Here is a 10,923-nt window from a genome sequence, read left to right as displayed (position 1 = left end):
TCCATTCTTTTAGGGCGCTTCTTTTAAACTCTAATTTATAGGTCATCCAAATTCACCGAAACGCTTTCTTCACCTTGCCTTTCTTTAACAAGCTGTAGTAGTTCCAGATCCTCCAAACGATCCATCATTTTTTCGTAAATCTCAGCTGGGACACAATAAAATGCGGGTTCATTCCTATTCAATATGGCGACAGGATCGCCATATGCACTGCTCGCAACTTTCATAGGGTTTGCTTTTAGTTCTGTAATACTTGCAGCAACTTCAGCCAAAACTCTAGCCGCCATAACGGTCTCCTAAAAGGTCTTTAATTAGGTCATTTTAGGCTATCATTGTTGGTTTAACAAGCGCATAAACTCGCTCACCACGTTCGCTGGGACAAAAATACGTAGGCTCCCAGCGCTTCGCTTGGTATTGTAGCCTACATATTTTTGCCCGTTATGCGGGTGTTAGTGAGCAGGAGGCTTAACATGAATGTTTGGTATATTTTAATAACTTTATCGAGTTTAGTTGGTTTGTTGGTCGCCAAGTATATGAGGCACAAATTATCAATTTTTGTTGCAGGTGCAGTGCCTTGGTTGGGCCTATTAGGTTCACTGTTATATACAGAGTATTTTGTGCCTTACCAAGGTGGTGGTGCTTCTATGTGGCCGGTCGCACAACTTTTCGGCGGAACTGCCGCTGCAGTAATAGGCGTTGTAGTGTTTTTAGTGGCTCGTAAGTTCATCTGGCCAATTAAAGATGCTCACTAACAAGTTGCCTAAGTTCGCCGCAAAAAGCGCGGCTGGGACAAATGCTCGCTGGCTTCGCCAATGCGCTCGCATTTGCCCCTTGGCAAAGCGTTAGCTGCTTCAATGAAATCGAAATGCCTTTTGTCTCATAAACAATTATACTTGTAGCACTAAATATATTAGGAGACCTGCTATGAAAATAGAGAACCTCTCAGCTATAGAAAAAGTTGAACTCGCCCAGAAGATTTGGGACTCAGTAGCTGCTGAACAAGACTCTATTGAATTATCAAAAGAGCAAACTCAGCTTCTTAACGATAGACTAAAGTCCTTCGAAACTGATCAAAATTTTGGTTCAAATTGGAGCGACGTTAAGAGCAGAATCATTGGCTAATGAAATTTATTTTATCTATCAGGCCGGAAGCAGAAGAAGATATCAAAGAGGCATATTCTTATTATCAACAATGCCAAACTGGGCTAGGAAACGATTTTATTGCCTCTGTAGAATCAGCATTGATTAACATCACAGAAAACCCAGAGGTTTACAAGAAAGTGTACCGGGATTTTCGCCGCGTACTCATCGGGCACTTTCCATTTGGTGTTTTTTACAAAATGTTTGGCAATAAAGTTCTGGTATTTGCTGTTATACATACAAGCAGGGCTCCAAGAACGTGGCAAAAACGCAGCTAACAAAACGCTGTTGGCACTCCCTTCGGTCGTTGGGACGCTAACACATGGGCTGACTCACTTCGTTCGGATTTTAGCCCACGTGCCAGCGCCCCAAAGCTTAGCGTTAGGTGACAAGGAAAATTTAGTAGATGGAACCAAATTATTCAGAATACTCGACCACAGAGCTAGAAGACGCTCTAGCCAATATAGATAAGGAAAGTTTTCCAGATCGGGTAGAGCTATTAAAAGTCGAATTAGCGTCGCGACAAACATCAAAGAAAAGCAGCTTAAATGCAGATAGTGATGATTTTGAACCAAACGAACAATTTTTCAAATGTCCAACCTGTGAAAAGAAAATAGGTTTCTTCTCTAAAACTGCTAACAAATGGGGTAAGACAAAAACATGTCCACACTGCAACTCTCCATTTGAAACATCAGTTAAGCTTAAAGCACTCGCAATTGCACTTATACCAGCTTTTGTTATTCAACTATTCATATTGCGTCCGGTTGTAGTTGCTTTGGGCTTACATGGAGCAATAAGCACCGGTATTATATGTGGCATTCTTTCTCTTCTTTCCATGCGTTACAGGAAAGTCCGGAGCACTAATGTCACCTAACAAAACAGTATAGGCACTCGCGCTGCTCGCTGGGAAGCTAACACATGGGCTGCGTCATTTTGTTCCTAATTTTAGCCCATGTATTAACGCCCCTTAGTGGGGTGTTATGCGCCAAAGCGTAAAGGATTTACATCCATACTTTTATGAAGAATTCTTATAATCAGAATTTCTTGGCTATCAGTTTGCTTGTAGAAAATAACGTGACTACCTTGCGGAAACTTTCTGTACCCGTCTATTATTTCGTCGCAGCTTTTGCCGATATCAGGATTTTCAGACAACATCCAAAATGAATCGTCGAATTGCGTTAGATATACATTACGCTGTTCTCGACCCCATTTCCGTTGCGTAAACAACGCGATATCTTTTAAATCGGATTTTGCGAGTAAAGTTAACTTAAATGGTTTCACTCTTTTAGTTCACCATCTAGTTCTGATACCAGGTGCTCAAGGTCATATTCAGCCTCGCCGCTTTCTTCACCTGCTACAAGTAATTGACGCAAAGTGTTTAATTTGGTCTCCTGTGTTTCTAGCAAGCGAAGAGCTGAACGAATTACTTCGCTCGCTGAACCATATCGACCAGTTTGAATTTGGCTAGCAATAAAGCCATCAAAATGGTCCCCAAGGGTAATGCTGGTATTTTTAGCCATCTGCTTTCTCCAAGTACCAATATATACCTAATTATGGTATTTGCCCGCTATAAGTCAATAGCGCATAATCGGGTAGCCAGAGGTCTCTAACCTCCAGCCCCCACAACACCCTGCACCGAAGCGTCGGCCCGGACGACTCCGCACAGGGCGTTTCACTTAGGATGGTGAAGTGCAATCCAACCATCTCGCAAAGAGTAAAGCCCTTCGGATTTTAAGTAATCAAGCGATAAAGCCTGATTGTTCCCTGGGGATTTCGCACTACGCCATGGTCCTTTGCTGGTGATACCACAAGCAACTGCGGCCTGAACATGCACACCCAATTTCATTAAGCGTCTCACTTTAGTGCGCGGCTTTCGCCATTGTCGCCAATAGGCCATTCTGACTCTGCGCCTGATCCAATGATCTAGATCGACGTTTCGCTGATAACCACTAGCGATACCAAAGTAATTTATCCAGCCACGTAAATATTGGCTGAGCTTAGAGAGTTGGTAGTGCATAGACACGCCCCAGTTACGGTTCGTTAACCGTCTGACCTGTTGCTTAAAGTTCAGCAATGTTTTTGGGTGCCATTGAATGCGACCTGCCTTGAACGTGAATCCGAGGAATTTGCTTTCACTGGTTTTAACGACGTGGCTTTTGACCGAGTTCACGATCAGTTTCAGGCGGTGACTCAGGAAGCTGCTGATACTGCTAAGCACACGCTTACCCGCACGTGGAGTATTTACCAAGATAGTGAAGTCATCCGCGTAGCGAGCAAACTTATGGCCTCGTTTCTCAAGCTCTTTGTCCAAAGGGTCGAGCATAATGTTCGCCAGTAAGGGCGATAACGGCCCGCCTTGAGGAACACCTTCTCGGCTCTCACTGTAAAGCTGGTTATCCCTCTTTGTTTGGCAGAGAATCCCAGCTCGTAAGTAGCGTTTAATCAATTTAAGCAGACTATTATCCTTCACTTTATAGCCAAGGTGGGTCATGAGTAAATCGTGATTAACGCGGTCGAAGAACTTTGACAGGTCGACATCAACAGTAAAACGGTGTCCCATTTTAATGATGCTTTGTACATGCTTCACCGCTTGCTGCCCATTTCGATTTGGCCTGAACCCAAAACTATTGTCTGAGAAGCTTGGGTCGAAGATAGGTGTTAACACTTGAGCAATAGCTTGCTGGATAACCCTGTCGACGACGTTAGGAATGCCTAATTGGCGTTTACCGCCATCGGGTTTATCAATTTCTACACGTCTAACAGGTGAAGGTTGATATTCTCCTGAGCAGAGCCCATTCATAATACGTTTCCAGTTACCCTGTTTTGCCCAAGCGGGGAAGTCACCAATGGACATGCCATCGATGCCAGCAGCCCCTTTGTTGGCTCGAACTCGTTTCCATGCAGCTAAAATATTAGCGGGTCGGAGAATAAGCTCAAGTAGATCCGCACTAAAGGCTGGCTGCTTATCGATACGCTGAGTCACGTCACTACCGGTCGGCATTCGTGTATTCAAGTTCAATAAGGCTCCTCCTTTGATCTAGGTGTTTGTGGCGGGTCGGCCCACGACTTCACCGTGTCCCAACCATTACGATGGGCGTTTGGCTACTATGCCGCCTGCTGACTTCTGCTTAATCACAGAACGGCTTACACCGCTATGCGCTATCGGTTTTCATCTTTTTGCTCTTTTCAGTCGATGACGCTGAAAAGCCAAGGTACTTGTATACAAGAACCTCACTGGTGATTTATCGATCGCCGGTTAAGCAGATCTTTGGAAGGCCAGTCCCACCGCAGATAAGAACGTGAACTTTCTCTGCACTGCTGCATCATTTACGGTGGCCGTTAGATCACATGGTTTCGTTGTCTTGGACCCAAAGCGCTTCACGGGGCCGGCCCTGCCAACTCACCTTCAGCCTACGCTTCATATGATGTTCTTGTTCATCAGCTCGCAGATTTGCTAGCGGCTTTCTCCAGACAAATCCTCGCGGATTTACCCTTGCCATTCGCTAGTAGTTGTTATCTAATAGCAATATTAATCGCTAGGGATGGTGACCTTCCTACAGAGGACTTTTATCCGGGGCGGCCTCCCGCTCATTAGTTCATGCCCATGCTGGGCGTACACAAAATGATGAAGACGGATTTGTCAGAAAAGCGCTGCCAAACCGCTTATCGAAAGTGTTAGGCCTATAGAGGTAAAACATGATTTCAGAGGCAGATTGGAAACACTTCAAACAAGTTAAGGCAGATGCATTAGATAAATGCTGCCAGCAAGTTTTGGACGAAGTGCGTAAAGGAATCGATAACCCCGAACTTTCAAATCATGAAAAATATCTTTATTTGTATAAATTGATGGAAAACAGCGACAAACGTATCGCCAAAATATTCGATTACAATGCAAGGTCTAAAGCTATGCTGCAACTTGCATTAATGAAATCAGACGGCCTTCTAGAAGCTAAACAAATTAGTGACTTCTCAGATGAGTTACAAAGTTTTATTAATAGCCATGACTAACTTATCAGCACGGCCTAACAACTCAATAAACTCACTCACTTCGTTCGCTGGGACGCATATACGCTGGGCGGCTTTGCCATTATGTCCTACGTGCCTGCGCCCCTTATTTGAAAGTTATAAGACATGGAAATATCATAGATGAGCGAAGACCAATTGTTGTTATCAGAACTCTTCATTAGCTGGCTTCCTATGCTAATAATACTTGGTGTGTTTTGGTTTGTTCCGTTGTTTGTCATTGGAAAATCAAACAAAGTAGGAAAAAATGAAAAGCTGGCTTGGATACTTGCCACTCTTTTTGTTAGTTGGCTAAGCTTCATAATTTACTTGCTATTGGCACCACTAAAGCCTAACGACAAGTAGAATTTCTTATAACAAGCGCATAAACACTCGCTTCGCGCGCACAGGACGTTAACACGCAAGGTGGCTACGCCATTACGCTACACGTGCTTACGCCCATTACTGAAAAGTTAGGCACTCAAAAGGAAAACTATGAAAACGTTGGCTTATTGTATTTCTTCTTTCGCTTTGGGGGCGCTTATTGCTGGGTTTCTAGGGTATATTTTATTCATTCATAGCATCCAATCATCCAATGTTTCTGAAATGCTTATAGCCTCTCAGTCCGTCAGCCTTTTAACTCAAGACAATGAGAAGAGTTTGAAGGCCTACCATTGTGCAAATTTAGAAACGAGTATAAGTATATTCGAAGACATCCAAGGTCTATTTTTATCAAATACAAAACTTTTGGGAACAGAAGAGCAAACGAATAAATTTATCTTAGAAGTTAAAGAGCAATTGAGTAACGAGGGTGTTTGTAAACATGCCTAATAAAACGCTTAAGTCTTTCGACAAAAGCGGGCTCACCTTACCTAATATCGCTGGAATTAACTTCAGACTTAGGCAAGGTGTATAAACAAACATTTGGTGGTAATGTGAGGCCACACATTCCTCGCAATGAACAACGGCGTTTGGGCTTCTAACAAAACATTAAGTCACTCACGACCTTCGCTGGGACGCTAACACGTGGGCTGCTTCGTATATTAGCCCACGCCCCTGCGCCCCTTGTTTAGAATTTATATGCTTATGCGTACGGAATTTGGATAATAGTTTTTTTTAAAAGGAGTTTATTATGGATGACACTGGCATTCGGCAACTGTTGATTTTATTGGTGTTACTACTATTTCTATTTCTTCCTTCAATTATCGCGTTAAGTAAAAATCATCCCCATAAGATACCAATAATTCTTTTTAATATTTTTTGCTCTATTTTCTTGTGGTTAGGTTGGTTTATTGCATTGGTTTGGAGCTTTATATTGCCCAATAATAGCTCATCATCACGCAGCGGTAATACATTCAGTTCAGCAGATGAAATTCGAAAGCTGCATGAGTTAAAAGAACAAGGTGTTATTACCCAAGAAGAGTTTGAAAGCCAAAAAGCGGCACTCCTTTAAAATGAACACACATAACAAATGTATTAACGTGGACGTTTTACGCTTGGCTGGCGCTTATTGCTGCCACATTATTAGGCACTTAAGTCAGAAAGTTAATCGGCTTGAATTCAGATAATACCTACAATGTTTCTTAACAAGAAAATCATATCGCCCGCAGCGGCAGGCTAGAACTCAAACGAAGGTTAGGCACAACTGGAGAAATCATGAATATAAAGACTACTGAAGATGTTGATGGCATTATTTCTCTACAAAGAAATAAACGCATTGCCCAATTAGAAAAAGAAATTAATAGACTTAATTCTGTGCCCGCTTTTTTATTTTTTTGTATGATTAGCTATATTGGCTTTGTTCATTTCTCTGGAGGCGAATTATACTCGGTTGGCACTTCCATCTTTTTCGCTGGGATGATTGCAGGCACTGGACAAGCTGCAATGAAAAAAGCGGATTTATTGCATGAACTGTCAGAGTTGAAATCAAGTGAACGTTGTACCTAGCAATCCGGTAACTTCAACCAATCCGTAACCGCAGAGCTGTTTTTTTCAGCGCAACAAAGCTGCAAGTGGCGTCGACAGGTTCAAGTGCTTTGGCGGCATATGGTTAACATGAATATCTACTTTTAGTGTGTAAGACCAGCTCTTTAGGAAATCGAATGGAATCGAAATTGTTAAAAGTGAAACTACAGCCTAACTCCAAAGAAAAATTATTGGAGCTTGTTGACTACATTAAACAAAACCCCACCGAACCTTTCTCTGAAATGCAGCAAAAGGGTTATTTTTGGGATTCATTTTTCATAGACGACGAAGATTTTCTGTTCATGGTTTTGAAGTCGAAGAATTTTGCTTCTATCATGCAAGACGATGCATCCTTAATTGAGACAGCGTTCCGCTCACATTATGAAAGATTTCGATCTTTATGCTGGGTTCAGGGCTCTTACCAAGATATTGAAGAGATATATTGCTTTAATAAAGGGCTGTCTTTCATGGGTATTGCGCATGAAACATAAACACTGAACTCGCAGTTTGCTTCGCAAGCTGCTGATACAAAACAGGCGGCGGCTTAGCCGTCATGCCTCACGTATTTAAGCCCTCTAATTCAGGATTATATGATGCAAAGGAGTGAGTGAAATGTCATTCAAAATCAACTTCTTTATCAGGCCAATCGATACCGGCTACAGATTGCAATGGGAACACTTTTTAATTGAAGTGTCCCTCGGTCTCATATGTTCCGTCATGGCCTTTTATGGTTGGAATAAAGGTATGCTCATCGTCGCAGTCCCTTGTGCAGCTATAGCTGTTAGCTGTCTCGGACTCGCCTTTTATTCCGTATGTAGGCTTTTTTTAGACAAGCTTGGCCGAACCTAAAGACCAGATAAACTCACTCACTGCGTTTTCAGGGACAGATATTTAAGGAAGGTTATGAGAGTTTTATTTTTATCAATTGCGTTTATTTCTTTATTGGGTTGCGCCAGCACCAAAGAAGAATTTGTTTTCAATGGAAGCAGCGAAACGTCGATCCAAAACGATATTGGCTACATGCTAAAAAAGTTACCCAACAATAAAAGAGTCGACTTTGCCGCAGCGTTGGTTGCTATACAATTTTCTGACGTGACTAGTGCTAATGACTTCATTGATGACCCCACTATGGAGTCAATCAATTACTATATTTTAAGCAAAAAGATGGATGGCCTTACCTACAAACAAGTAATGGAGTTGGCAGCCAATTCACCAACTAAAGTTTCAGTGAATGTATCACCTCATTAAATGTTACAACGCGCTTAACTTATGTGCCAAATAGCAGGTACACTGAAACGCAAGCATGGCGCGACTTCGTCGCTATCTTAGCAAACCACTTTTGGCCAATAGCAAGCTATTAGGCTTTTTAAAGGAACTTTGATATGGAAATGAATCTACAAAATAAGCCTTTGGCAAACAGGTCTCTATCTTTTGCTGCCGGCATTTTATTTGTCTGTCTGTCGATAGTGATTATGGGCTATGGCGCTGCAGTTGCCGTCCCCGAAAAAATTCTATTACCTCTCATGCAACTTTCACCAACTTTGGCATTGTCATTAACAAGCTTCGTCACCATTGGTCTGCCGCTCACACTTACGTTTTATCTGCTCGCGATAATTTTTAGGCAGCTTTTTAACATGGTCAATTCTTCCTTTCTTATCGCTCCGTTTATTCTGTTTATGGTATATGGCTTAGCTACTATCGCGCTTAATAATGACGCTATGTGGTACAACCTTGCGCTTACATTAGCAAAGCTATTGCCGGTTTTGTTGTGTGCTATCTTTTTAGCTCGGCGAAATAAATCAAGCAACAAAACGTAACGAGCAAACTAACGTATTACGCTTTGCGGGCTGGGAGTATGACTCGCCAACGGTTTCGCCACTTTCGCCGATTTCGCCACTCTCGCCAATAAACCATTGCCCGTTATGGAATAAAACCAACAACTAAGTACGAGGGAACAAATGAGTAAAGAGGTTATAGGGAAATACATTACAATTTTAGGCTTATTGCTTTTTTGGGCATTTCCATTAGGAATGGCAGATGCGCTCTTCCCCATCTACTCTTCATTTGAAGACATAAGCCTTTTCAGTACCAATGAACCTAAAATTACCCAGGAAGATATGTCAATGTTGAAGCCTATTGTGGTGGGTTTTGGTCTTTTTATGTTGGGGTTAGTGTTTTTATTAATTTCCGTTACAGTACTAAAGTACCGCACTAGTTGGCTGTTTTGGACTTTGATATTTTATTCATTCTTATTACTTTTTATCATTCCGATTGGCACTTTATTCGCATTTATAGGGTTGATAACGTTAGGTTTGAATAGGAAAAAATTTGGTTCAAAGAGCCGGGTTACATAACAAAACACCAAACGTGTTCTGACAAGAGCCGCCAAAATCGCTTATGTAACTCGCTATACTTTTTAAAGGGAATTTATGAATAAAAAAAACTTTTTTGCTTTTGTACTTTCTGCAATTGCTGGATTTGGCATTTGGCACTTCAGCTACGATTTAACGGGTCATATAGAGGCTTTTGACAGCTTTCCTTATTATTTGATTTCTTTAGCCGTTGTCGGAGCGCTAGCCTATTTTAGTCCGTCTTTTTCTTTCTTGGGCGTGGTTTCGGGGCAACTTGTTACTTTTATCGGTGAATCAAGTGCGCTGCTGATTGTAGGAATACTGTCTGCATTCGTATTAAGCCTGCTCACTCCGTTGTCGGCCCTTTTTTTCGTTTAGCGCTTAGAGAATACAAGAGAAGTTAAGTCCGCTCGCTGAGCGAGCTGGAACACTAGCACCTGAGTTGACTGACTTTGTTCGGATTTTAACCGATGTAGTGTCGCCCTTAGTGGAAATGTATATTTTTAGACAGACAGGAGGTTAAAGTGAAAACCGCATTTTTTATGTTATTTGTGCTTTTAACAGGCAGCGTTTCAATGGTCGCCACCTTTATGCTACTACTATACTTTTACCAGTAATGTCACGAAACGAAGTCCAGCGTAAACACATATAAATGGAATTATTATGACACTAGTACCCTACTCCAATTTAAAGCCAAATAACCTAGTCGCATTATTGTTTATCGCGCGTTGCCTAGCCTACTTGGGATACGTTTTCTTTGGTCTTGCTTTGGCGATTTTTCTTGCTGTTTCGTTGAGCTACTTTTCCCCAGGTGAGCCAACGCTGGTCAGAGGAAGCCTTGTTTACAGCGGTCAACCGGCTGCATTCAAATCAGTTATGGTTGGCTTCTTTGGTATTGGCGCATCTATCCTCACTCTCATAATATCGAGCCTCTGCGCAGCACTAGTATCTTGGGAATCCACTTTTTCAAGCCCTAAGCATGAAAGCGTATAAACGCGCTAACTCCCCTTACTTAAGAGCTTACACGCAACACAGTTTTTGCCGTAATGCCAAGGATATAAAATGACAATACTTCGGATAACTCGAGACAGCGGCTTTGCGGACAGAACAAGAAACTACACCGTTATTGCCAATGGCATCACTTTAGGAAAAATAAGCGACGGTGAAACAAAAGATTTTGAAATTAAGACAAATACACAAGAAGTATATTTGAGTATCGATTGGTGCCGTTCAAATAAACTCGCCGCTACTCCCTCTGGGAATGATGTTATTCACCTTACAGCCGAGTCTTCATTACGTGGTTTCAGATTATTCTTGGCGGTTGCGTATATAGCGATAATGCCAACCAAATATATTAGGTTAACAGCAGGCTATTGGCCCCGCTTCGTCTGATACTAGATTATTTAGCTTGTCTCTTTTTAATAACTAGTTGCGTATTACCATCGACTTACAAGGCCATCTTTACTGG

General features: G+C 42.0%; 20 protein-coding genes. 16 read left to right on the top strand and 4 right to left on the bottom strand.

Annotated elements, in window-relative coordinates; genetic code table 11:
• Positions 1-35: 35 nt before the first annotated feature.
• Positions 36-284: a type II toxin-antitoxin system Phd/YefM family antitoxin gene (locus tag JV36_RS0111410; RefSeq protein WP_032095995.1), complete on the bottom strand. Its 249-nt coding sequence runs from the start codon at positions 282-284 to the stop codon at positions 36-38.
• Between the two features lie 183 nt (positions 285-467).
• Here JV36_RS0111410 and JV36_RS0111405 point away from each other — a divergent pair, with 183 nt between their 5' ends.
• From JV36_RS0111405 to JV36_RS0111390, 4 genes are all read left to right on the top strand, one after another.
• Positions 468-749 carry a hypothetical protein gene (locus tag JV36_RS0111405; RefSeq protein ID WP_032095994.1) on the top strand — a complete coding sequence of 94 codons (282 nt, stop codon included), beginning with the start codon at positions 468-470 and terminating at the stop codon, positions 747-749.
• A gap of 172 nt (positions 750-921) precedes the next feature.
• Complete coding sequence (locus tag JV36_RS0111400; RefSeq protein WP_032095993.1) at positions 922-1,119, top strand: addiction module protein; 198 nt, start codon at positions 922-924, stop codon at positions 1,117-1,119.
• A complete protein-coding gene (locus JV36_RS0111395; protein WP_032095992.1) occupies positions 1,119-1,415 on the top strand; it encodes a type II toxin-antitoxin system RelE/ParE family toxin in 297 nt (98 codons plus the stop codon). The genes JV36_RS0111400 and JV36_RS0111395 overlap by 1 nt, the downstream gene beginning before the upstream one ends.
• Before the next feature lie 128 nt (positions 1,416-1,543).
• On the top strand, positions 1,544-2,011 hold the full coding sequence (locus tag JV36_RS0111390) for a hypothetical protein (RefSeq protein WP_032095991.1): 468 nt from the start codon (positions 1,544-1,546) through the stop codon (positions 2,009-2,011).
• Positions 2,012-2,115: 104 nt separating this feature from the next.
• On the opposite strand, the gene JV36_RS0111385 is transcribed toward JV36_RS0111390, so the two are convergent.
• The 3 genes from JV36_RS0111385 to ltrA form a co-directional block, all read right to left on the bottom strand.
• The gene (locus tag JV36_RS0111385; RefSeq protein WP_032095990.1) at positions 2,116-2,418 is read right to left on the bottom strand and encodes a type II toxin-antitoxin system RelE/ParE family toxin; all 303 of its coding nucleotides are present in this window, start codon (positions 2,416-2,418) and stop codon (positions 2,116-2,118) included.
• Positions 2,415-2,657 (bottom strand): type II toxin-antitoxin system ParD family antitoxin, encoded by a 243-nt coding sequence (locus JV36_RS0111380; protein ID WP_032095989.1) that lies wholly within the window; start codon positions 2,655-2,657, stop codon positions 2,415-2,417. Before JV36_RS0111380 ends, JV36_RS0111385 begins: the two co-directional genes overlap by 4 nt.
• 152 nt (positions 2,658-2,809) lie before the next feature.
• A complete protein-coding gene (gene ltrA, locus JV36_RS0111375; protein WP_032095988.1) occupies positions 2,810-4,138 on the bottom strand; it encodes a group II intron reverse transcriptase/maturase in 1,329 nt (442 codons plus the stop codon).
• 695 nt (positions 4,139-4,833) lie between these two features.
• Here ltrA and JV36_RS0111370 point away from each other — a divergent pair.
• The 12 genes from JV36_RS0111370 to JV36_RS0111310 all read left to right on the top strand — a co-directional run bounded on the left by JV36_RS0111370 (position 4,834) and on the right by JV36_RS0111310 (position 10,847).
• On the top strand, positions 4,834-5,145 hold the full coding sequence (locus tag JV36_RS0111370) for a hypothetical protein (protein WP_032095987.1): 312 nt from the start codon (positions 4,834-4,836) through the stop codon (positions 5,143-5,145).
• 138 nt (positions 5,146-5,283) lie between these two features.
• Positions 5,284-5,505, top strand: a complete 222-nt coding sequence (locus JV36_RS20015) for a PLDc N-terminal domain-containing protein (protein WP_032095986.1) — start codon at positions 5,284-5,286, stop codon at positions 5,503-5,505.
• Positions 5,506-5,634: 129 nt separating this feature from the next.
• Complete coding sequence (locus JV36_RS0111360) at positions 5,635-5,970, top strand: hypothetical protein (RefSeq protein WP_032095985.1); 336 nt, start codon at positions 5,635-5,637, stop codon at positions 5,968-5,970.
• Between the two features lie 301 nt (positions 5,971-6,271).
• Positions 6,272-6,592: an SHOCT domain-containing protein gene (locus tag JV36_RS0111355; protein ID WP_032095984.1), complete on the top strand. Its 321-nt coding sequence runs from the start codon at positions 6,272-6,274 to the stop codon at positions 6,590-6,592.
• Between the two features lie 203 nt (positions 6,593-6,795).
• Positions 6,796-7,086: a hypothetical protein gene (locus tag JV36_RS0111350; RefSeq protein ID WP_032095983.1), complete on the top strand. Its 291-nt coding sequence runs from the start codon at positions 6,796-6,798 to the stop codon at positions 7,084-7,086.
• A 155-nt stretch (positions 7,087-7,241) separates the two neighbouring features.
• A complete protein-coding gene (locus JV36_RS0111345; protein ID WP_032095982.1) occupies positions 7,242-7,595 on the top strand; it encodes a hypothetical protein in 354 nt (117 codons plus the stop codon).
• A 412-nt stretch (positions 7,596-8,007) separates the two neighbouring features.
• Positions 8,008-8,352 (top strand): DUF6694 family lipoprotein, encoded by a 345-nt coding sequence (locus JV36_RS0111335; protein WP_032095980.1) that lies wholly within the window; start codon positions 8,008-8,010, stop codon positions 8,350-8,352.
• A 134-nt stretch (positions 8,353-8,486) separates the two neighbouring features.
• Positions 8,487-8,921, top strand: coding sequence for a hypothetical protein (locus JV36_RS0111330; protein ID WP_032095979.1), 435 nt, complete (start codon positions 8,487-8,489; stop codon positions 8,919-8,921).
• Between the two features lie 141 nt (positions 8,922-9,062).
• Positions 9,063-9,458 (top strand): hypothetical protein, encoded by a 396-nt coding sequence (locus JV36_RS0111325; protein WP_032095978.1) that lies wholly within the window; start codon positions 9,063-9,065, stop codon positions 9,456-9,458.
• Between the two features lie 75 nt (positions 9,459-9,533).
• Positions 9,534-9,833 carry a hypothetical protein gene (locus tag JV36_RS0111320; RefSeq protein ID WP_032095977.1) on the top strand — a complete coding sequence of 100 codons (300 nt, stop codon included), beginning with the start codon at positions 9,534-9,536 and terminating at the stop codon, positions 9,831-9,833.
• Positions 9,834-10,118: 285 nt separating this feature from the next.
• Positions 10,119-10,448, top strand: a complete 330-nt coding sequence (locus JV36_RS0111315; protein WP_032095976.1) for a hypothetical protein — start codon at positions 10,119-10,121, stop codon at positions 10,446-10,448.
• Between the two features lie 69 nt (positions 10,449-10,517).
• Complete coding sequence (locus tag JV36_RS0111310; RefSeq protein ID WP_032095975.1) at positions 10,518-10,847, top strand: hypothetical protein; 330 nt, start codon at positions 10,518-10,520, stop codon at positions 10,845-10,847.
• Positions 10,848-10,923 lie beyond the last annotated feature (76 nt).

Origin of the sequence: Alteromonas sp. LOR (assembly GCF_000753865.1) — a bacterium.
In the GTDB taxonomy this organism is placed as follows: Bacteria; Pseudomonadota; Gammaproteobacteria; order Enterobacterales; family Alteromonadaceae; genus Alteromonas.
This window is presented reverse-complemented; position numbering and strand designations above follow the sequence as displayed.